The organism is Tardiphaga sp. 813_E8_N1_3, from assembly GCF_051811025.1.
GTDB lineage: Bacteria > Pseudomonadota > Alphaproteobacteria > Rhizobiales > Xanthobacteraceae > Tardiphaga.
On record NZ_JBPWQE010000001.1, the window covers coordinates 4,555,835 to 4,577,254 of the forward strand.

Here is a 21,420-nt window from a genome sequence, read left to right on the forward strand (position 1 = left end):
AACTTCAAGGTTTTGAGCGAACTCCGAGGTGCTCGCGATAAGAACTGAACACTAGTTCAGACTCATTGACAAGGTGTTTTGCGCATGGCGGGATTCAACTTTTCGGGTAGGCCTAGCCGCCAAATCCGAGCGCGCGGGCGGCCGCAGCCACGGCCATGCCGGTGATGACGGCAATGAAGTCGTTGCGGCGGATGATGGTCACAGCCATGGCGGCCAGAATGGCGAATACCACCACCGGCCCGCCGTTGACGGCCACTGGCAGCGCGGCAGCAACGATGATCGAACCCGGCAATGCGTCGAGCATCCGCCGCACCCGCGGCGTCACATTGACGTAACCCATGAGCCAGTAGCCACCGAGGCGCGAGGCCACCGTGACCGCCGTCATGACAGCGAAAGCGATCATGACATCGCTGCGCAAGAATTCCGTCATGCGGGTACATCCGTCGGACGTTGCGGCTCGGGCTCATCCATCAGCCCGGCACTGATCGCACCTGACAACGCACCGGCGATGATGAACCACCAGCCGGGCACCAACCAATGCACCGCGAGGGCAACGACGCCCGACACAACCCAAGGAATGGCACAGCGGGGACCCTTCCATGCGGGCACCAGCATCGCGGCATAGAAGGCCGGCATCACCAGATCGACGCCATACTTTCTCGGGTCAGTGAGTTGCTCGGCGAGCAAGAAGCCCGGGATCGCCGAAAACAGCCAGGTGAAATACAGCACGATACCGCCGCCGAGATAGAACGACGCATCGGCCCCGCCATGATCGCGATAGCGCATCGCGGCGAGCCAGCCGCCGTCGGTCACCAGCAGCATCGACGGATAGGCCTGCCAGGCCGGCAGCGTGCCGAACCACGGGCGCAGCGTCGCACTCATCAGGAAGAAGCGGATGTTCACCGTGAGCGTCAGCAGCGCCAGCGTCGCGATCGCGCCCGGCGTCAAAACATCAGGCCATGACTGCACCGCAACAAATTGCGATAGCCCGCCATAGACCGTCGCCATCATCACTTCGACTTCGACGAGCGAGAGGTTCTTCTGCGCACACAACGCACCGAACGCCATGCCGAAAGCGAGCGTGCCGGGCAGCATCGGCCCGATAGCGATGATGCCGGGCACGATAGCAGCCGTCGACCAATAGGCTGGTGCTTTAGGGATGTGGGTGGCGTGCATCGACTGATCCGCGTGATGCCGAAAGGCGAGATCATGCCTGCGGGCATCACGCGATCAGGTCAAGCGATGCGGATTCATATGCGCCATGCAGCGGCGGATATGAGACCAAAGACTACTCCCAGTTCAGCGCGCCACCATTTTGGTATTCGATCACCCGGGTCTCGAAGAAGTTCTTCTCCTTCTTCAGGTCCATGGCTTCCGACATCCACGGGAACGGATTTTCCGTCTCGTTGAACACCGGCGCGAGGCCGATCTGGGCGCAGCGACGGTTGGCGATGAAGTGCATATAGGTCTCGCACAGCGCCGCATTCAGTCCGAGGAAGCCACGCGGCATGGTATCTCGACCATAGGCTGCTTCAAGCTCGGCGGCCGTGCGGATCATGTCGCGGATTTCCTCCTGGAACGCCTTGGTCCAGAGATGCGGATTCTCGATCTTGATCTGGTTGATGACATCGATACCGAAGTTCAGGTGAATCGATTCATCGCGCAGGATGTACTGATACTGTTCGGCGATACCGACCATCTTGTTGCGGCGGCCGAGCGACAGGATCTGCGCAAAGCCGGTATAGAACCACATGCCTTCGAAGATCACATAGAAGGCGACAAGATCGCGCATGAAGGCCTGATCGGTCTCCGGTGTACCGGTCTTGAAGTCGGGATCGTCGAGATGCTGGGTGTGCTTGAGAGCCCAGGCCGCCTTCTCGGTGATCGACGGCACCTCGCGATACATGTTGAACAGCTCGCCCTCATCGAGGCCGAGACTCTCGACGATGTACTGGAATGTGTGGGTGTGCACGGCTTCCTCGAACGACTGTCGCAGCAGATATTGCCGGCATTCCGGATTGGTGAGGTGACGATAGATCGCCAGCACGATGTTGTTGGCGACAAGACTTTCCGATGCCGCGAAGAAGCCGAGATTACGCTTGATCGCGCGGCGCTCGTCCTCGGTCAGGCCATCGCGTGACTTCCACAGCGCGATATCGGCCTGCATCGAGACTTCGGTCGGCATCCAGTGATTGTTACAGCCGGCGAGATACTTCTCCCACGCCCATTTGTATTTCAGCGGCAGCAGTTGGTTGACGTCAGCACGGCAATTGATCATGCGCTTCTCGTCCACCGAGACGCGGCCGCCGGAGCGATCGATGGTGCCGAGACCGGTTTGATCGATGGGTGTTTCCGGGAGCGGGATGAAGGCGGGCGCCTTGGAGGCGGATGAAGTGTCGGACCAGTCGAGCATAAAAGATATCCTTGGAAATCGGTCGCGCCGAGCGCGGAGAGAGCGAAATGTTTTGTGCCGTGATTGCGAGCGAAGCAAAGCAATCCAGACGCCTCAAGACGAAAGACTGGATTGCTTCGTCGCCAAGAGGCTCCTCGCAATGACGCTGAGTGAAGCGTGCCTTACTGGCACGCCTCGCATTCGGGATTGTCGATCGAGCAGGCCATTGCGACGTTCAGCTCTGGCGCGGTGACGGCAGACGGCTGAACGAGGATCGGCGCCCCCGCCGTCTTCGCTGCTGCGACCGTTGCTGACACGGCATTGAGCTTGCCGTCGGTGCCCTTCAGCGTCGACTTCTCCACATGCGTGGCACTGCGCGAGCGCAGGTAGTAGGTCGTCTTCAATCCCAGCGTCCAGGCCAGGCGATAGAGCTGGTCGAGCTTCTTGCCGGATGGGTTGGCAATATAGAGATTGAGCGACTGCGCCTGATCGATCCATTTCTGCCGGCGCGAGGCCGCCTCGATCAACCATGCACTATCGATCTCGAACGAGGTCGCATAGAGCGCCTTGAGGTCATCGGGCACGCGGTCGATCGACCCGACACTGCCGTCGAAATATTTCAGGTCGGAGACCATGACTTCGTCCCACAGGCCCCTCTTTTTCAGATCGCGCACAAGGAAGGCGTTCACCACCGTGAAATCACCTGACATGTTCGATTTGACATAGAGGTTCTGATAGGCCGGCTCGATCGACTGCGCGACGCCGCAGATGTTGGAGATCGTCGCCGTCGGCGCGATCGCCATCACGTTGGAATTGCGCATGCCGGTGTCTTTCACCCGTGCACGCAGGCCGCTCCAGTCGAGCGTGATCGAACGATCCATCTGCACGCCGCCCCGCGCCTCCGCGAGGATTTCTATGGAGTCGATCGGCAGGATGCCGCGGCTCCACAGCGATCCGTCGAAGGACGGATAGCGACCGCGCTCGGCGGCGAGATCGACCGAGGCCGAGATGGAATGGAAGGCAATCGCTTCCATGCTGGTGTCGGCAAAGGCCACGGCCGCGTCCGACGCCATCGCGATGCCCTGGACCTGCAGCGCATCCTGGAAGCCCATCAGGCCAAGACCCACCGGACGATGCTTGAGGTTCGAGCGGCGCGCTTCCGGGATGGTGTAGAAATTGATGTCGATGACATTGTCGAGCATGCGCATCGCGGTCGTCACGGTGCGCTTGAGCTGCGCATGGTCGAGACCATCCTTGCCGATGTGATTGAGCAGGTTCACCGAGCCGAGATTGCAGACGGCGACTTCGTCGTCCGACGTGTTCAGCGTGATCTCGGTGCAGAGATTCGACGAATGGATCACGCCAGCATGCTGCTGCGGCGAACGCAGGTTGCAGGGATCCTTGAAGGTGATCCAGGGATGGCCGGTCTCGAACACCATGGTCAGCATGCGGCGCCAGAGATCAGTCGCACGCACCTTCTTGAACACGCGGATCTCGCCGCGCGCAGCCTTCTCCTCATAGGCCGCATAACGTTCGGCAAAGGGCTTGCCATAGAGGTCGTGCAGCTCCGGCGTCTCGTCGGGCGAGAACAGTGTCCATTCGCCATCAGCTTCGACGCGCTGCATGAACAGATCCGGCACCCAGTTGGCGGTGTTCATGTCATGGGTGCGGCGGCGATCGTCGCCGGTGTTCTTGCGAAGATCCAAGAACTCTTCGATGTCGATGTGCCAGGTTTCCAGATAGGCGCACACCGCGCCCTTGCGCTTGCCGCCCTGATTGACGGCGATGGCCGTGTCATTGGCAACCTTTAGGAACGGGACCACGCCCTGGCTCTCGCCATTGGTGCCCTTGATGTGGGCGCCGAGACCGCGCACGCGCGTCCAGTCATTGCCGAGACCACCGGAATATTTCGCCAGCAGTGCATTGTCCTTTACCGACTTGAAGATGCCGTCGAGATCGTCGGCCACCGTGGTGAGGAAGCAGGACGACAGTTGCGGCCGCTGCGTGCCCGCATTGAACAGCGTTGGCGTCGAGGCCATGAAGTCGAACGACGACAGCAGATTGTAGAATTCGATGGCGCGGGCTTCGCGGTCGATTTCGCGCAGCGCGAGGCCCATGGCAACGCGCATGAAGAAGGCCTGCGGCAATTCGATGCGATTGCCCTGCACATGCAGGAAGTAACGGTCATAGAGCGTCTGCAAGCCCAGGAACTGGAACTGAAGGTCCCCATCCGGCTTCAGCGCGGCGGCGATTCGCTTGAGATCGAAACGCGCGAGTTCAGGATCGAGCAGCTCGGCCGCAATGCCGGTCTTGATATAGGCGCCGAAATATTCGGCGTAACGCGTCGTCATATCGGCCTGCGACGCGTGCGTCGGCGTGCCTCCGACAAAGGACAGGACTTCCGTGCGCAGCTTGTCGAGCAGCAGGCGGGCGCTGACGAAGGTGTAGTTCGGCTCCTGCTCCACCAGCGTGCGCGCGGCCATGATGCCGGCCAGCGCCAGCTCATCCAGCGTAATGCCGTCATAGAGATTGCGGCGGGTTTCCTCCAGCACGGGCGCAGCATCGACGCTGTCGAAGCCGGCGCAGGCTTCGTTGACGATCAGCGCCAGACGCGCCGAATCGAGCGGCGCGCGGGTGCCATTCGCGAGCGTGACATGCAGCACCGGGGCAGTGGAGACGAGCGCCGGCTTGGCGGCCAGTTCCTCGGCGCGGGTACGGGCGCGTTCCTCGCGATACAGCACATAGGCGCGGGCCACCTTGTGGTGCTCGCTGCGCATCAGCGCCAGCTCGACCTGATCCTGCACGTCCTCGATGTGGAAGGTGCGGCCTTCACCGACGCGGCGCGTCAACGCAGCCACGACTTCGCCGGTCAACTGTTCCACCGCCTCATGGACGCGGCGCGATGCGGCCGCCGTATGGCCCTCGACTGCCAGAAAGGCCTTGGTTATTGCGACGGAAATCTTGCTGCCGTCGAACGGCGACACCGTGCCGTTGCGGCGGATGATCTGCATCGAGGGTTCGCGCGCGGGCGCAGCGAGCGTTTCCGGCGACAGTTGAATCAGCGGCGCATGAGCCGCATCGCGGCCATTGGATAAGACGGAAGATGAATTAGGCATCGGCAAGACCCCGTGTGATGCATCAAGCAATGGGGGCTGGGGCCGAAAGGACGCTGCAAAATACACGGCGGAAATCCGCCGGCATTGCCTGCAAGCGACCGCTGGGACACCCCGCCCATAGACGTTCTGGTGTCGCGGCAGGTCTCCTGGCTCGCAGGTCAATGTCTGTTTTCAGCCTTCCCGATGCTTACGCATCAGTGACTTCAATCGAAACAGACTCACTGCTTACAGTTGCGGGGGCAGCGCCGGAATGTGACGCAAAAACAGCGTCTTCACCGACTTCCCTCTTAGCCACCAAATCTTGCGACATGGCGGACCGTGACGTCTACATTTGGTGTGATCCGCGGCGAGGTGTCAAGCGAGCATTCAGAGTCACGACAACAAATCAGGCCGGGCTGTTGGTACCGTGGACAACTCCTGATCCAGCGACGGTCGAGATCATGGCACCGTTGGCGCCGAGTGAATCGCGGATGCGAAGTCCGATCAAGACGACCACGAGCAACATCGCGGCCAAGCCAGTGGGCGAAACGGCAAATTGATAGGCAATGAGCGCCACCGTCGCGAGACCGAGCATCGGCAATTCGTAGCCGAGGAAGCCCTTCGACAGGCCGACGCGGACGATGAAGCCGAACGCGATCGCGAGAACCATCACGTCGTAGAGAAACAGATAGGGCGTCGCCAGCAGAGTCGCCGTCGCCAAGGCTGCCGCCTTCCACTCGTAGCGCACGCGGCTGCGCCACAGCCAGGCAAGCGATACCGCGAGGGACGCGATGAGCATCCATTGCAGCGTCCAGGCCAATCTCTCGCTGCCATCGAAGAAGCGCACCAGCGCGAACAGGCTCTGCATCTTGCCCCACGGCGCGCGGCCTTCGACCAGAAAGGCCTGCGAGAACATCGGAATCCAGTGGAAGAAAGCCTGCCAGCTCTCGGTGCCAAAAGCGAGCCACGAGGCACCGGCAAGCGCGACCGTGGTGACACCTGCGCTAATGAACGCGCGCCACTGCGCGGCGGCGATCAGCGCCAATGGGTACAAGAGGCCATATTGCGGCTTGTAGCTGAGCAGACCGAGACAGATGCCCGACAGCACCGGCCGCGTCGGCAGCAGCACCAACATGCCGCCGACCAGTGACGCAGTGAGAAAGCCATTCTGCCCGACGAGCACATTGGCGAGCACGACAGGAAAAGCGGCGGCGAGCAGCAGGCCAAAGGGGCGACCAACGATCGCGCGCATTACAAGCAGATAGGGCACGGCGCTGGCGACGACCCATGCGATGAAAGCGACCGGATAAGGCAGCTTGGCGAGTAATCCTGCGATGAACAGGAACGGCGGTGGATAATGCCAGCCGAAATTGCCGGGATAGGTCTGGCCGAGCACGGCGACCTGGATCTTCTTCTGGATGTCCCAGTCATAAGCCAAAGCCGGCAGGCCATCGAGCACCGAGCGGCCCGCGGACCAGACATTGACGAAATCGGTCGGCTGACCCAGCCCATCCGCCTCGATGATCCAGCCGCGGCCGAAATACATCGGAAAGAACAGGATATGGACGGCGGCGAGAGTCACACAGACGATCAACAACGCGGACGGAATCGGCCCACGTCCCGGCTCTGTCAGGTTCAACTTCGTCGTCGTCATGCGGTCCCCGAAGCACGATCTATGTGGCGCTACGGTGCCTGCGGAAGCTTGAGGAAAGCTTAAATGGTGTAGATGCGTAGTCCGGTGCCGTGCACCACGATCCGAGGCAGAAACAAAAAAAACGCGGCCTTTCGGCCGCGTTTTGCATGTTTACGTGTGACGACTTTACGCCTGCGGCTGCGGCTCCAGTCCACCATCCGGACGCGGACGGGGCTTGCCGGCGGGCGGCACGGCGGAGGTGCGCGGACCCGACGGCTCGAGCACCGACTCGCGGTTCGGCTTCTTGCCGTTCAGGAGATCGCCGATCTCGTCGCCCGACAGGGTTTCGAATTCCAGCAGACCCTTGGCCAGCGTTTCCAGGTCTTCGCGGCGCTCGGTGAGGATCTTGGTCGCCTCGTCATAGCCTTCCGCGACCAGACGCTTCACTTCGGAGTCGATCTTTTGCGCGGTCGATTCCGAGACGTTCTGCTGGCGACCCATCTGCATGCCGAGGAACACTTCGTCATTGTTATCGCCATAAGCGACCGTGCCGAGTTCTTCCGAGAGACCCCAGCGGGTGACCATCATACGAGCCAGCCGCGTTGCCTGCTCGATGTCCGACGATGCACCAGAAGTGACCTTGTTGCGGCCGAAGATCAGCTCTTCAGCGACGCGGCCGCCCATCATGATCGCGAGACGCGAGGTCATCTGCTCCAGCGACATCGACATCTTGTCGCGCTCAGGCAACTGCATGACCATGCCGAGCGCACGGCCGCGCGGAATGATCGTTGCCTTGTGGATCGGATCGGTGGCGACGACGTTAAGGCCGACGATGGCGTGACCGCCTTCGTGATAGGCCGTCAGCATCTTCTCTTCCTCGGACATCACCAGCGACTTGCGCTCGGCGCCCATCATCACCTTGTCCTTGGCCTCTTCGAACTCGCTCTGCGTCACCATGCGCTTGTTGCGGCGCGCGGCGGTCAGGGCAGCTTCGTTGACGAGGTTCATTAGATCAGCGCCGGAGAAACCCGGAGTGCCGCGTGCGATGGTCTTGAGGTTGATATCCGGCGCCAGCGGCACCTTGCGGACATGGACCTTGAGGATCTGCTCGCGACCGACGACGTCCGGATTCGGTACCACAACCTGACGGTCGAAACGGCCGGGACGCAGCAGCGCGGGATCCAGCACGTCCGGACGGTTGGTAGCGGCGATCAGGATCACGCCTTCATTGGCTTCGAAGCCATCCATCTCGACCAGCAACTGGTTGAGGGTCTGTTCGCGCTCGTCATTGCCGCCGCCGAGACCGGCGCCGCGATGACGACCGACCGCGTCGATTTCGTCGATGAAGATGATGCATGGCGCATTCTTCTTGGCCTGCTCGAACATGTCACGCACACGGGACGCGCCGACGCCGACGAACATTTCGACGAAGTCCGAACCCGAAATGGTGAAGAACGGCACATTGGCTTCGCCCGCGACCGCACGCGCGATCAGCGTCTTACCGGTACCGGGAGGGCCGACCAGCAGCACGCCGCGCGGGATACGTCCGCCAAGGCGCTGATACTTGCCGGGGTCGCGCAGGAATTCGACGATTTCCTGCAGATCCTGCTTGGCCTCATCGACACCGGCGACGTCCTCGAATGTGACGCGGCCGTGGGCCTCCGTCAGCATCTTGGCGCGCGACTTGCCGAAGCCCATCGCCTTGCCGGCGCCGCCCTGCATCTGGCGCGACAGGAAGATCCACACGCCGATCAGCGCGATGAACGGCAGCCATGACACGAGCAACGAGACAAACCACGGAACGTTGTCGCCCGGCGCCTTGGCAGTGATCGACACCTTGGCGTCATACAGACGCTTGATCAGGCTCGGATCGCTTGGTGCATAGGTCTGGAAGCTAGAGCCGTTGGTGAAGGTGCCGTGAATCTCCGGCCCTTGGATCACGACGTCACGGACGTGGTTTTGATCAACTTCGGTGAGGAGCTGCGAGAACGAGATGTCCTGCGAGGCCGTGCGCTGACCGGGATTCTGGAAAAGCGTGAACAGCGCCAGCAGCAGCAAAACGATAATGACCCAGAGGGCAAAATTGCGCAGGTTCGCGTTCATCGATCTTCCTTCGTCGCCGCGCGAAATCGCGGCCTTATTCCCTTGTGAGTCGCCACAAGGGTTCACCCTGGGTCGGTCGGATACAATCTAGGTGCGACCGAGGGCGCTGCCAAGGGAACTGGGATGGACTATTTAACGCATCTACGCGCATTTCCGGTTCAAATAATGGCAGTGCTGACAGGGTTTTCCCACGGTGGTTAAGGTACCGTGGGGCAACAGGTACGTCTTTGCACTCAATCGGCGCGGCGACGCCTGGGCGGCGCCGCAACGATTCTCAGGCGGTCCTGCGTCAGCGTGATCATGGCACCGGCGAGCGTCTGCTTCAGCAGAATACCTCTCCCGCCCGATCGCGTGGCCTGGACTATCGCGAATACGAGCGTTTCGACCTTGCCGAGCTCGGCCGGCCCTTCGTGCCCGACCTGATCGATCATCCGCAGCAACAACCGGACGCGAATTTCCTCCGCCAGCCCCGCAAATGCTCCCGCATCGATGGTTTCAGGCACCCTGCCCGGGCTGTGCAGTGCCAGAAAACGCTCTGCTCCATCGACCATCAGCTCCAGCGCCGCATCGGCACGCCGCAACCGCGTCGCCAGCCGGGCGAGGTTGCGCGAATCGAAGCCCTCGGACGCCAGCGCCGGCATCAGAGCCCGCAGCCGCGGACGGGCGTAGCTTGGATCGGAGTTACTCGGATCGGTCGCGAAGTCGATTTTCGCTTTGGTCAGCGTAGCAACAAGTTGCACTTTCGCGATGTGCAAAAAAGGACGCGCGAGCTGGATGCCATCACGCTCGGTCAGCCGCGCCATACCCGCGAGGCCGGCGATGCCGCTGCCGCGCGCCATCCGCATCAGCAGGGTCTCGGCCTGATCATCGCGGGTATGGGCAGTCAGTACATGGAATGCTCCGACGCTGCGCGCGGCCTTGGCGAGCAGAAGATAGCGCGCATCGCGGGCCGCGGCAGGCAGTCCGGTTTTCGGCTTGGCGCCAGTCCAGCGGAGAGTGCGGTGAGGAATATCGAGAGATGCCGCGAGCCGTTTCACGTCGCGGGCCTCGCGGGCCGCTTCAGGCCGCAAACCATGGTCGATGGTCACGGCAATAAGGTCGGGGCCGCGTTTGAGCGCATGCCGCCAACGCGCGGCGAGCCACATCAGGGCGACGGAATCAGGACCGCCGGACACGGCAAGGACCAATGCAGGCGCGGACGCCCAGTCAGCGAATAGCTGTTTCGCCATCTGGGCCGAAATCGGCGACTGGTCGTCGTCGGACATGCGCGTCAGAACCGGTTGCGACCCAGCTGATTGTCAGGGTCGATCTGCCAGGGCGTGATCTAATCCGAAAACCGGGCTCCACTTCTCGGGATCACGCCTTAGCACTTAACGCGTTTTTGCTCGCGGTCCACGCCCTGTTTCACGCCGGCCGAGGCACGGGGATATTTCCGCGTCACTTCGCCGAATGCGGCACAGGCCGCTTCCTTTTCCTTCAGCGCGGCCAGCGACTGGCCAAGCCGCAGCAACGCATCGGGCGCCTTGGCGGAGGTGTCGTATTTCGTGGTCACGCCCAGGAATGTCTCGGCGGCATCGCGATATTTCTGGCGCTGGAAGAAGCTCTCGCCGAGCCAATACTGCGAATCCGCAATCATTGGATCACCGGGGTATTTCTGGGCGAAGTTGCGCATGGTCTCTTCGGCGAGCGCGTAATCACGACGCTGCATATAGCCGATGCCGAGATCGAACTCGTCTTTCGGGGTCGCGCCCGGCGGTAAGGTCGTCAGTGCTGGCGGTGCTCCGCCCGGGGCGGCATTGCCCAGCGGGAGCGGCTCTCCAGCGGCACGGCCACCCTGTGCGCCGACTGGCGCGTTGGCCGGCATCGGCTGTTGACCACCGCCAAGTGCACGCGGCGCGCCCGGCGCGTTCGGGTTCGCATTGGGATCGAACGCATCGTTGCGGCGCCCGCCGCGCGGTGCCGGCGCAGGATCCTGGGCAATTGGGGCCGGTGCCGCGATCTGCGGCTGTTGCTGGTTGTAGCCGGGCTGCTGCACCGGAGCCTGCTGCATCGGCGGCTGCTGGACCGACGCGGCAGCGACATTGGGACGGCCGCCTGCTGCGCCCGCTGGGGCACCGCCAGCCTGCAGCTGCCGAAGCTGATCTTCGAGCTGGCGGTTACGGAACTGCAGCTCCTCGTTCTGGCCGGTGAGCTGCCGCAGCTGGTTCTGCAGCCGCTCGATCTGCATGCCCTGATCGGCATCGTCGTCGCCTGACTGCTGCTGGCCGTAACCCTGCTGACGCGGAGCCGGCTGACCGAACAACTGCGCGGATACGGGCGATGCCGTCACGAGCAGAACGGACAGAAGCGCAGCGCCGGCGAGCGAATGAGATCTGGATGACATTTGAGCCTGAAAATGACCGGTTTCGCGCCCCATTGGCGCGCATCACGATGAGGATTTCACTACGCCAAAAATGTGACTTTCGACAGCGACAAAGGCGCCCGTTGAAAACAAAAACGGCGCCTGCCCCGGGGGCAGACGCCGTTTTGTTTGATATCAGACGTCGCTTACGCGCCGGCGTTCAGCACGGTGACCGCACGGCGGTTCTGCGACCAGCACGAGATGTCGTTACACACCGCGACCGGACGTTCCTTGCCGTAAGAGATGGTGCGCATCCGGCTGGCATCGATCCCGCGCGAGGCCAGGAAGGTGCGAACCGACTGGGCACGGCGAGCGCCGAGGGCAATGTTGTATTCGCGGGTGCCGCGCTCGTCCGCATGACCTTCGATGGTGAAGGAATAGCGGTTGTACTGCTGCAGCCACTGCGCCTGCTTGTCCAGGGTCGCGATCGCCTGCGGCGACAGTTCGGTCTGATCGCTCTCGAAGAACACGCGATCGCCGACATTGACGACGAAGTCCTGCTGGCTGCCCGGCGTGGCGGCATTGGCCATCGCGCCATCGGCACCCAAACCATTCTTGTTGGCGCAGGCGCCCATCGACAGCGCCACGGCCAGCACTGCAGCCAGTTTTAATCCCTGGAGGATACGCATCTGATGCTTCATTCCCGGAGCCTCCACGCTCACGCTTTACCCAACTGTCATTCGGTCTACAGGGCGTTGGTTAAGCGAACGTTCCGTCAACCTTGATGAGGTGTTGCCAAAACCGATCAAAAGCCACAGGCCGCGAAAAAGCAACGACGTGGTTAATGGTTGGCAAATGTGGCGCGACGGTGAAGGTTCTGAGAAAGCAGCTGGTTTTAGGCAGAATCCCACTGCAGGGACTGCTGAGAAAGTCAGCAATGGCTAGCGATGGGACCGTCGCCGCCCTTCGCCCTCAGCTGCGGGGCAACACCGCGGCCTGAGCGATATGGAACTCGGATGAATGAAGATCCGGCGCCAGGGGTTCGCTCTTGCGCTCGAACAGAGCCCGCTGCTCGAAGAGACTGGAGCGGAAATGCGGGTAACGCATGAAAATGCGTTCGCGCACCGAGACGTAGTCGGCCGCCATCAGGCATAGCGGCTTGGTCAGCGTCGGATAGGGCCGCGGCTCGCACATCGGCGTCTGCAGGAAAACCTTGCGATAGAATGCACGATGCTCGGCGCGCACGGTCGCCGTCCCGATATCGGCTTTGAAATAGCCGCAGGCGACATAGCCTAGCCGAACCGTCATGTAGGGCAGTTCAGGAAACTTGGTACGGTTGTTCGGGTCGGCCACGAAGCGGTTCGGGTCGACGATGATCTTCCCTTTGTCCAGCTCGGGACGCAGCAAGTCTCCGAATGCATCGACGGCGGGCGTTTCCGGATTGTCCGGCGTCGCTACGCTGACGCGCAGCGAACTGGCGAGCTCGCCATCAACGAATATCCCGAAAGTCCATGAATTCGGCAAATCGTCGAAACGGTCGGCGAGACGGCGATCCGCGCGAGGCTCGATGGCCCCCTCATGGAGATAGGCTCTATAGCGCAGGCTATAGATCGCCTCTTTCTCAGCTTCGGTTTCGGCAAGACGGTAGTCAACCCGGTCGAGAATATCGCTGCGCTTCGAAGCTTCAGTCGCTTGATCGGCCGAAGCCATCATTCCGTCTCCTACGCACCAACGCCATGACTACGCGAGTAAGGAAAGGTTAAAGCTTTCTTAAAAGTTGTCAAAGGTTCTGCCACAATGTGGTTAACCCTTTTGGCCTATTCGGCGCGTGAAACGAATGGAAATGGAAATTCGAGAGTGTGGCCCGCGGCTGGTCAGGCCGGCGCGCGCGTGGCCTCGACATTGGCGCCGGGCTCGATCACGCGACGTCCGTGGGACGCGTCCAGGAGCTGCCTGATCCGGGTCGCAGGCACCGGGCGGCTGAACAGATAACCCTGGGCCTCGCTGATCGTGCCGTCGGCACTGATCAGCTCGAGTTGCTCGTTGGTCTCGATGCCTTCGACGACAACCGTCATTCCCAGATCGGCACTGAGGCGCGCGACGCCGCGCAGCAGCGTCAACGGACGGTCCGTATCGATCCCTTCGAGGAATGAGCGATCGATCTTCACCTTCTGCAGCGGGAAATTGTGCAGATAGCTCAGGCTCGAATAGCCGGTACCGAAATCGTCGAGCGAAATCCGGCAACCTGCTGCGTGAAGCTGCGCGAGGGCATCGTGGGTCCACTGCGTATTACGCAGCAGGGACGATTCGGTGATCTCGATCTCGAGACGGCGCGCCGGCAACCCGGACACGTCGAGGGCGTAGCGTACCTCGCTCAACACATCGCGCTGATGAAACTGCTGTGACGAGAAGTTGACGGCGACGCTGACCGCGTCGGGCCACTTCATGCATTCGATACAGGCCTTGCGCAAAATCCAGCGGCCAAGATCGACGATCAGGCCCATGTCTTCTGCGACGGGAATGATATCGACCGGCGAAACAGTCCCGCGGACAGGATGATTCCAGCGCAGCAGCGCTTCGCAGGTCGAGATGCGTCCCGACTTCAGATTGACCAGTGGCTGGTAGTAAATCTCGAATTCTTCATTGGCGAGCGCCTGGCGCAGATCCAGCTCGAGCACGCGGCGCGCCTCGACCGTCTGGGCCATCTCGTCGCGGAAGAAGCAGAAGGTACCACGGCCGGAGGCCTTCGCACGATACAACGCCATATCGGCGTTCTTCAAAAGGTTGTCAGCGCTGACGTCGGGTTCCGTCAAGGCGATGCCGACGCTGGCGCCGATTTCGACCTGATGATTGTCGACCTCGTAGCGCTCACTGAGCCGCTCGACGATGCGGCGCGCCAGATCGGCTGCATCATGATTTGTCTTGATGGCACGCTGGAACACGACAAATTCGTCACCGCCAAAACGAGCCACGAAGTCATCCGCACGCAACATTTCGCGCAACCGGTCGGCGACCATGCACAACAGCTGATCACCGCATGGATGACCAAGCGTATCGTTGACCTGCTTGAACTGATCGAGATCGACGAACAGCAGGGCCGACAGCGTGGATTGGTCCGAGCTCTTCAGCATGCGGCCTATTTCGTTCCGGAAACTGACCCGGTTCGGCAGCCCCGTCAATTCGTCGAAACGCGCCATGTGGCTGATACGCGCTTCGGAATTGCGGCGCTCGGTAATGTCTTCAAGCAAAACGACCGTGCCACCGCCGATCATCGGCTGAAACTTCCACGACAATGCGCGTTCACTCTCGTGGGCATGATCAAGAGTCGTGATTTCGGCTGCCTTCGAGCTTTCAATCTCGGTGATGATGGTCATCGCGCTGGTCGACGACACCGTCCCCGCATTGACGCAGAGCGAGACGACTTCGCGAGCAGTCACGCCGCGCTGCACGAGATCCTCTGAAATTTCCATCATCGCGGTGAAGCGATTGTTGAGCACCGCTAACCGACCATCGGCGCCGAACATGCACAGGCCGTTGGGCATATTATTCAGCGCCGTATCGAACTGGCCGGCGATGGAGCCGACCCGCTCAGTGGCCAGCAGCGCCTTGACGTAGACGTCATGCAGACGAAGCGTGATGCGGCGCAGGCCGACAAAGAACAGGACGTTCAGAAACGCAAAGCCGATATAGTAGAAGTCACCGTGGATAATCAGCGCCAGCGCCATCGGGCCGCACGCCAGCAGCACCTGCAACTGCGCGATCTTCGGACGGCCATAGGTTCGGCCGGCACCGGCCGCGATGTAAGCGACGGTCACTGCCGTACCCAGCATATGCGCGACCGGATCATCGCTGCCGAGCAAAACGACCCAACACCACAGGCCCAACGCGGCTGCATAGAGCGAGCCGCCAACCATGTAATTGAATTCCCAGCGGATCGCCTCGTCAGGCGTCAGCGCGGTCTCGCGCTTTTCATAGCGGCTAAGCTGAAGGGCCCGCAAAGCGCCAATGACGATGATCAGGGCGGCGCATGGCCACAGCAAAGGATTGCCGGTCTTCACCGCAGTCATGACTGCGCCGGTTCCGGCGCAGACCGCACCGGCCAGCATCGGAATCGGGTTCTCGAACAATGAATCGACGAGCGCCGTGTAGATCGACGGCGACATCGATTTGCTGTTCGTCCGGTTGTGGTCGGCGAGCTGCATCGGGCGTAAATGCGTCCTGTTCAGGCGCACATTGGTACCGGGTCCTGATGAAGTCTTTCTGAGGGAACATCGTTAGCGAACTGTTTACGCATTCGCATAAACAGCAAATCTGCTCGTGATTTCAGCGCGGTGGGCAAAGTTTGCCGGGAATAGCCGGTAATCCGCCCGTCGCCGCCAATCGTTTGTTTACGATAGCAACGGCGACCAGGCCGGGTCGGACGCGAAGCCAGGCGTCGGGACCTTGAGCTCGTTGCGGCCGGACACGTCGACCGTAAAGAGCGACGGCCCTCCTCCCATATCGCGGAAGAACATGATCACGCGACCATTGGGCGCGAAGGTCGGACCTTCGTTGTGATAGCCCGACGTCAGCAGCCGCTCACCGGAGCCATCGGGCTTCATGATGCCGATCGAGAACTGACCACCACCCTGCTTGGTAAAGGCGATATAGTCGCCGCGCGGCGACCAGACCGGGGTCGAATAGCTGCCTTCGCCGAACGAGATGCGCTGAGCACCGCCGCCCGTGGCCGCCATCGTATAGATCTGCGGTTTGCCGCCGCGATCCGATTCAAAGCAGATCTTCGAGCCATCCGGAGAATATGACGGCGAGGTATCGATCGCCGGCGTATCAGTCAGGCGCGTCGTCGACTTCGACCGCAGATCCATGACGAACAGGTTCGAATTGCCGCCCTGCTGCAGGCTCATGATGACACGCTGGCCATCGGGTGAGAAACGCGGCGAGAACGACATGCCCGGAAAGTTGCCGACAACCTCACGCTGGCCTGTCTCGATATTGAAGAGATAGACCTTGGGATCGCCCTGGCCGAATTCCATATAGGTGATCTCTTGCGTCGACGGCGAGAACCGCGGCGTCAGCACCAGATCGGCACCACGCGTCAGGTAACGTACATTGGCGCCGTCCTGATCCATCAGCGCCAGTCGCTTGACGCGGCGCTCCTTGGAGCCCGTCTCGTCAACGAAGACCACGCGGCTATCGAAATAGCCCTTCTCGCCGGTCAGGCGCTCGTAGATCTGGTCGGAAATGATATGGGCGATACGACGCCAGTATTCCGGCGAGGTGAAATATTGCTGGCCTGCCAATTGCTGACCGGTGGCGATGTCCCACAGACGAAATTCGGCTTTCAGGCGACCGTCACCCTGACGGGTCATGCGGCCGGTGACCAGCGCCTGTGCATTCACGGTCTTCCAGTTCACGAAGTTCGGCGGCGCGTCGATGTTGACGGCCTTCTCGACGAAGGCGGCCGGATCGATCGGCGCGAACAGGCCGCTGCGCTTGAGATTGTTGGTGATCACCTGCGAAACGCCGACGCTGACTTCGTTGTCGGCGCCGGTGCCGGCATTGAAATTCGGAATCGCGATCTGCATGGGCGCAACGTCACCGCCGGTGATCGTCACGCGGGCTTGACCGAAAGCGGCGCGTTGACCGCCGATGATCAAACCGGCCGACGCGGCGCCGGCAATGAACTGGCGGCGGCTGGGCCGCAGCAGCGCCCCTTCGAGTTCATTTTTAAAAATCATTTGTACCGGGCTTTTCATGTTGCGGTCTTCGTTGCAGCGCGAAGTCACGTTATTTTTTCAGTGAAATAAGGATTGAACGACTTCCATTCGTCGAACATCTGCGGCGGCAGCTTGTAGGGCTGGCAATCGATGATCGCACGCAGGCCGCTCTCCTGATAGACCCGTTGATAAGGCGTGGTCGGCCGTCCGATCGCCACCGGGGTCGCCTCCAGCGTGCCGTCCTTCTTCAGTGCGATGCTGAACTCCGCTTCGACCTGCTGGGCTTCGATGCCGCCATACGGCTTCTTCCAGCAGCGATCCACCTGCTGCTTGAACATGGCGCCCCAGGTGGCGACGTTGCTGCCGGCTTTGCCTTTTGACGTGCCGAGCGCCTCGTTCGGATTAAGGTCCGAGCCCGTCACCGAATTGCGGGTCGGATCGCGCTTGTCGATCAGTGCTGCGATTTTCGACTGGTCAAACACACGCTCAGCCTTCTTGGTCTCTTCGGCCTTGGCTTTTGCTTCAGCCTTGGCTTTTGCTTCGGCGTCAGCCTTGGCTTTGGCCTCAGCCTTCGCTTTGGCTTCGGCTTTCGCCTTGGCCTGCGCTTCGGTTTTTGCCTTGGCTTCCGCCTGCGCCTTGGCGTCAGCTTCCGCTTTCGCTTCAGCTTCCGCCTTGGCGTCGGCGACTGCCGCGGCTTTCGCCTCCGCCTTGGCATCGGCCGCGGCTTTGGCTGCGGCTTCGGCTTTTGCGGCTGCCTCCGCCTTTGCTGCTTCGGCAGCGGCCTTTTCGTCGGTCTTGGGCTGTTCCTTCGGCGCCGTCTCGGTGATCACCGGCGGCTTCTTGTCGTCAATCTTGCCGACAGTGTCCTCGGCCGGTGGCTTGGCCTCGGCGATCTTCTCCACTTTCGGCTTCGTCGTTTCCTTCTTGCCAGTCTTCTGCCCGGCCATGGCCTGGCTTTCAACGCTGATATCGACGCCGACGGAATCCTCCGGCATCACTTCCAATGCCTTGGAAGAGAACGTGAGAAGTCCCCACCCGATCACGATGACGTGCAGGGCTACCGATGCGATGAGTGTCTTGTCGACCTTCACGATCAGATTTCCAATCCTGCTCCTGCCCAGATCAACCGGCTGTTCCACGAGCTTACGTCCCCTGCTCCGGCAGGATCACGATATTGGCCTTGAATCCGGCAGAGCGAACGGTGCCGAGCAATTTCATCATGTCCGTGTAACAGACGTCCTTGTCACCACGGAGAAACACGGTGTTGTCTGTCTCCGAACGCGTCGCCCGGATCGCCTTGATCTTGGCGTCGAGCTCACTCACCGGCACCAGGGCGTCGCCGACATACATTTCGACCGCCGAATTACAGCCACCGCCGGTGCGCTTCACCGACACGGTAAGCGGCGGAGCATTCTGCGATATCGACTTGCCGCCGCTCGCGATCGGCAGGTCGATATCGATGGTCGAGGTCATCAGCGGCGCCGACACCATGAAGATGATCATCAACACGAGCATGACGTCGACCATCGGGGTGACGTTGATCTCGGCCATGACGGCAGCACGCCGGCGCCCGCGCCGACCTCCGCTACCACCGCCCGAGCCCACATTCATCCCCATGACAGGGTGCTCACTTCAAGGTTCAATTCGTCACCCATCAGACGCGCTCGTCGATCTGGCGCGACAGAATCGCTGAAAACTCGTCGGCAAACCCCTCCAGGCGCTGGGCCTGTTTGTTCACTTCTGACGTGAATTTGTTGTAGAAAATAGTCGCCGGGATGGCGGCGATAAGGCCGATGGCCGTGGCGAACAGCGCTTCGGCGATACCAGGCGCGACCACGGCGAGCGACGTGTTCTTCGAGGCGGCAATCGCCTGGAAGCTCGACATGATGCCCCAGACGGTGCCGAACAGGCCGACGAAGGGGCCGGCCGAACCGACCGTGGCCAGCACCAGAAGGCGGCGCTCAAGGCGCTCGACCTCGCGGGCGATGGAGACGTTCATCACCTTGTCGATGCGCATCTGCAAGCCGGTGAAGGAGCGCGCCTGGCTTTCGAAAGACCGCTTCCACTCGCGCATGGCCGCCACGAAACACGCCGCCATCGACTGCGTCGGCTTGGCGGACAGCGCGCGGTACAGATCCTCGATGGACTCGCCGGACCAGAAGGCCTGCTCGAACCGGTCCATGGCGCGGCGTGTGCGCGAATACAGGAACATCTTGTCGATCGCGATCGCCCAGACCCACACCGAACAGCCCAGCAGTCCCAGCATGACCGCTTTCACGATCCAGTGAGCCTGCAAGAACAGCGCGATCAGCGAAACGTCGGATGAAGCCAGCGGCAGGGCTGACTGCGCCACATCGGCCGGATTCATGAACGGTATCCTCTCAACGCAAAAATCCTCAATTTGCCAGCGACTTGCTCATCGCTGGTGCCGCGGCCACGCATCGCGCGCGGCGCGGCGCGGAACGCCAGTGCAATGTTCTTGTTGTGTCGCATGGAGGGCTTGTCCGAAGCCGAGCCCTAAATTCCCTGCCAACATGTCAAAACAAGGGCTTGCACGCGTTTCTGCGGCTTTTACCAGACGCCAGTCATGGTTAATGCGGAGTTACCAAAGCGTGTTTTGGCCGAGAAATGAAGCGGTATTCGCTTGTTCGTGAAGGGCCCGTGACAAAGCAAAACCGCCCGCCTGAATGATCAGACGGGCGGCGATGTCGGCATCGGCGAAGGGGGCGCTACCGCCTGACGCCTATCAGTTTCGGGCTGTTAGCCCTGCGGCTGATTGTTATCCGATGGCGGGGTCGGCTTTGGGCGGTGCTGCGCCATGAACTGGTCGAACTCTTCCTTGTCCTTGGCGTGACGCAGGCGATCGAGGAAGTTCTTGAACTCGTGCTGTTCTTCCTCAAGGCGGCGCAGGGTTTCGACGCGATATTCGTCGAAGGCGCGGTTGCCCGAGGTCGGCGGGCCGAAGCCGAAGCCCGATCCGAAGCCTGAGCGCTCCATGCGGTTGCGCATGCGCTCCATCTTGTACTGCATCCGCTCCATCTTGTTCTCGAAACGGCCGTTACGATCCCAGCAACCCATTTTTCTGCTCCCGAGTGTGAAGAAGAGAAGTGCGAGGCCAACCGGCCACCAGATGATAAAACCGAGCACGATCAGTATGATGTGCCATGGTGAGCGCATCTGGTAGGACACCCGATCATCGGCGGGCGGACCCCATCGATTGTAATCTGCAGCGTTGGCCATCTTCCTCTCCATCAGCGGCACCATGCCGCTTGTGAATGTAAATAACATTTACATACCTAGCTCACGGCCGGATTTTGTCAAGACGACCGCAAGGGGAGCGCCGCGAATTATTTTGGGGCGGTTCCCCAGGGACCCGATTTGGGCGCCGTGGATGTGTCGGACTTGTGGACGTTTTGGTCGGTTGGAAAGCCCAGCCCGCGCAAATAAATCAGCGCGCCGGCCTCCAGCAGATCTTCCGGCGACATCGGCAGTTTGCGCCGCGCGGCATCGCCGCGGCCGAACAGCGAGGCCACGCCGTGCGCCAGCGACCAGATATGCAGCGCCATCATCATCGCTGGTGGACGCGTCACACCGGGCGGCGTCAAGGCGGCCAAACGTTCTGCCGCCGCACGGATCACACCGAAGGCACGCTCTCCCGCCGCGGCCAGTTCAGGACTGGAATCTACGGGGATTCCGGATTCGAACATCGCCGAATAGAAGGCCGGTTCAGTGCGGGCGAAAGCGAGATACGCCTTGCCGATCCGCTCGAAGGCCGTGACCGTATTCGGCCGGCCATCGTCCCACGCCGCCGTCAGCACCAGCTCGAACTGCTCGAAGCCACGCTGCGCGATGCTGGCGAGGAGATCGTCGCGATCGCGGAAATGGCGATAGGGCGCAGCCGCGCTGACGCCGGCCGTGCGCGCGGCATCAGCGAAGGTAAAGCCCGCAGGCCCCTTCTCCGCAATCAGCCCGAGCGCTGCCTGCAGCAGGGCCTCTTTCAAATTTCCGTGGTGATAACCGCGCTCGCCGCGGCTGTCTTTGCGCCAGCTCATGTGAAGAGCTCTTACATGAGCTGGGTCAAAAGGTCACTGCAAAACGCGGTGACGCGCCGGCGGCAAACCTGCGATTTCGCAAGTTTG

Annotated in this window: 17 protein-coding genes and 1 riboswitch; all 17 genes read right to left on the minus strand. The window is 61.4% G+C overall.

The window, feature by feature from the left end; translation table 11 throughout:
* Positions 1-112: 112 nt before the first annotated feature.
* The 17 genes from AB8A33_RS21605 to AB8A33_RS21685 all read right to left on the minus strand — a co-directional run bounded on the left by AB8A33_RS21605 (position 113) and on the right by AB8A33_RS21685 (position 21,333).
* Positions 113-430: an AzlD family protein gene (locus AB8A33_RS21605; protein WP_068733575.1), complete on the minus strand. Its 318-nt coding sequence runs from the start codon at positions 428-430 to the stop codon at positions 113-115.
* A complete protein-coding gene (locus AB8A33_RS21610) occupies positions 427-1,176 on the minus strand; it encodes an AzlC family ABC transporter permease (protein WP_439094646.1) in 750 nt (249 codons plus the stop codon). Before AB8A33_RS21610 ends, AB8A33_RS21605 begins: the two co-directional genes overlap by 4 nt.
* Positions 1,177-1,288: 112 nt before the next feature.
* Complete coding sequence (locus tag AB8A33_RS21615; protein WP_439094647.1) at positions 1,289-2,413, minus strand: ribonucleotide-diphosphate reductase subunit beta; 1,125 nt, start codon at positions 2,411-2,413, stop codon at positions 1,289-1,291.
* A gap of 161 nt (positions 2,414-2,574) precedes the next feature.
* Positions 2,575-5,508 (minus strand): ribonucleoside-diphosphate reductase subunit alpha, encoded by a 2,934-nt coding sequence (locus AB8A33_RS21620; protein WP_439094648.1) that lies wholly within the window; start codon positions 5,506-5,508, stop codon positions 2,575-2,577.
* Positions 5,509-5,627: 119 nt separating this feature from the next.
* Positions 5,628-5,844, minus strand: a riboswitch (cobalamin riboswitch).
* A gap of 49 nt (positions 5,845-5,893) precedes the next feature.
* Positions 5,894-7,141 carry a glycosyltransferase family 87 protein gene (locus tag AB8A33_RS21625; RefSeq protein WP_439094649.1) on the minus strand — a complete coding sequence of 416 codons (1,248 nt, stop codon included), beginning with the start codon at positions 7,139-7,141 and terminating at the stop codon, positions 5,894-5,896.
* Positions 7,142-7,306: 165 nt separating this feature from the next.
* Complete coding sequence (gene ftsH / locus AB8A33_RS21630) at positions 7,307-9,223, minus strand: ATP-dependent zinc metalloprotease FtsH (RefSeq protein ID WP_439094650.1); 1,917 nt, start codon at positions 9,221-9,223, stop codon at positions 7,307-7,309.
* A gap of 233 nt (positions 9,224-9,456) precedes the next feature.
* Entirely contained in the window at positions 9,457-10,488 is a 1,032-nt protein-coding gene (gene tilS / locus AB8A33_RS21635; RefSeq protein ID WP_439094651.1) for a tRNA lysidine(34) synthetase TilS, read from the minus strand.
* 98 nt (positions 10,489-10,586) lie between these two features.
* Positions 10,587-11,606: a tol-pal system protein YbgF gene (gene ybgF, locus AB8A33_RS21640; RefSeq protein ID WP_439094652.1), complete on the minus strand. Its 1,020-nt coding sequence runs from the start codon at positions 11,604-11,606 to the stop codon at positions 10,587-10,589.
* 164 nt (positions 11,607-11,770) lie between these two features.
* Positions 11,771-12,265, minus strand: coding sequence for a peptidoglycan-associated lipoprotein Pal (gene pal, locus AB8A33_RS21645; RefSeq protein ID WP_068733555.1), 495 nt, complete (start codon positions 12,263-12,265; stop codon positions 11,771-11,773).
* A gap of 271 nt (positions 12,266-12,536) precedes the next feature.
* Positions 12,537-13,274: an N-acyl amino acid synthase FeeM domain-containing protein gene (locus tag AB8A33_RS21650; RefSeq protein ID WP_439094653.1), complete on the minus strand. Its 738-nt coding sequence runs from the start codon at positions 13,272-13,274 to the stop codon at positions 12,537-12,539.
* 164 nt (positions 13,275-13,438) lie between these two features.
* Entirely contained in the window at positions 13,439-15,766 is a 2,328-nt protein-coding gene (locus AB8A33_RS21655) for a putative bifunctional diguanylate cyclase/phosphodiesterase (protein ID WP_439094654.1), read from the minus strand.
* 186 nt (positions 15,767-15,952) lie between these two features.
* Positions 15,953-17,302 (minus strand): Tol-Pal system beta propeller repeat protein TolB, encoded by a 1,350-nt coding sequence (tolB, locus tag AB8A33_RS21660; RefSeq protein ID WP_439094655.1) that lies wholly within the window; start codon positions 17,300-17,302, stop codon positions 15,953-15,955.
* Between the two features lie 44 nt (positions 17,303-17,346).
* Entirely contained in the window at positions 17,347-18,372 is a 1,026-nt protein-coding gene (gene tolA, locus AB8A33_RS21665) for a cell envelope integrity protein TolA (protein ID WP_439094656.1), read from the minus strand.
* Between the two features lie 52 nt (positions 18,373-18,424).
* Entirely contained in the window at positions 18,425-18,898 is a 474-nt protein-coding gene (locus tag AB8A33_RS21670) for a biopolymer transporter ExbD (RefSeq protein ID WP_439094657.1), read from the minus strand.
* A 37-nt stretch (positions 18,899-18,935) separates the two neighbouring features.
* Positions 18,936-19,649 (minus strand): protein TolQ, encoded by a 714-nt coding sequence (tolQ, locus tag AB8A33_RS21675; protein ID WP_068733549.1) that lies wholly within the window; start codon positions 19,647-19,649, stop codon positions 18,936-18,938.
* Between the two features lie 392 nt (positions 19,650-20,041).
* Complete coding sequence (locus AB8A33_RS21680) at positions 20,042-20,521, minus strand: DUF2852 domain-containing protein (RefSeq protein WP_439094658.1); 480 nt, start codon at positions 20,519-20,521, stop codon at positions 20,042-20,044.
* 107 nt (positions 20,522-20,628) lie between these two features.
* Entirely contained in the window at positions 20,629-21,333 is a 705-nt protein-coding gene (locus AB8A33_RS21685; RefSeq protein WP_309947441.1) for a TetR/AcrR family transcriptional regulator, read from the minus strand.
* Between the last annotated feature and the right edge of the window lie 87 nt (positions 21,334-21,420).

Bases quoted from the DNA above. Each gene is read 5' to 3' on its own strand.
- AB8A33_RS21655 (WP_439094654.1), bottom strand. From the start codon at position 15,766: ATGCAGCTCGCCGACCACAACCGGACGAACAGCAAATCGATGTCGCCG.
- AB8A33_RS21610 (WP_439094646.1), bottom strand. From the start codon at position 1,176: ATGCACGCCACCCACATCCCTAAAGCACCAGCCTATTGGTCGACGGCT.
- ftsH (WP_439094650.1), bottom strand. From the start codon at position 9,223: ATGAACGCGAACCTGCGCAATTTTGCCCTCTGGGTCATTATCGTTTTG.
- pal (WP_068733555.1), bottom strand. From the start codon at position 12,265: ATGAAGCATCAGATGCGTATCCTCCAGGGATTAAAACTGGCTGCAGTG.
- AB8A33_RS21620 (WP_439094648.1), bottom strand. From the start codon at position 5,508: ATGCCTAATTCATCTTCCGTCTTATCCAATGGCCGCGATGCGGCTCAT.
- tolQ (WP_068733549.1), bottom strand. From the start codon at position 19,649: ATGAATCCGGCCGATGTGGCGCAGTCAGCCCTGCCGCTGGCTTCATCC.
- AB8A33_RS21680 (WP_439094658.1), bottom strand. From the start codon at position 20,521: ATGGCCAACGCTGCAGATTACAATCGATGGGGTCCGCCCGCCGATGAT.
- AB8A33_RS21685 (WP_309947441.1), bottom strand. From the start codon at position 21,333: ATGAGCTGGCGCAAAGACAGCCGCGGCGAGCGCGGTTATCACCACGGA.
- AB8A33_RS21625 (WP_439094649.1), bottom strand. From the start codon at position 7,141: ATGACGACGACGAAGTTGAACCTGACAGAGCCGGGACGTGGGCCGATT.
- AB8A33_RS21670 (WP_439094657.1), bottom strand. From the start codon at position 18,898: ATGGGGATGAATGTGGGCTCGGGCGGTGGTAGCGGAGGTCGGCGCGGG.
- ybgF (WP_439094652.1), bottom strand. From the start codon at position 11,606: ATGTCATCCAGATCTCATTCGCTCGCCGGCGCTGCGCTTCTGTCCGTT.
- tilS (WP_439094651.1), bottom strand. From the start codon at position 10,488: ATGTCCGACGACGACCAGTCGCCGATTTCGGCCCAGATGGCGAAACAG.
- AB8A33_RS21605 (WP_068733575.1), bottom strand. From the start codon at position 430: ATGACGGAATTCTTGCGCAGCGATGTCATGATCGCTTTCGCTGTCATG.
- AB8A33_RS21615 (WP_439094647.1), bottom strand. From the start codon at position 2,413: ATGCTCGACTGGTCCGACACTTCATCCGCCTCCAAGGCGCCCGCCTTC.
- tolB (WP_439094655.1), bottom strand. From the start codon at position 17,302: ATGATTTTTAAAAATGAACTCGAAGGGGCGCTGCTGCGGCCCAGCCGC.
- AB8A33_RS21650 (WP_439094653.1), bottom strand. From the start codon at position 13,274: ATGGCTTCGGCCGATCAAGCGACTGAAGCTTCGAAGCGCAGCGATATT.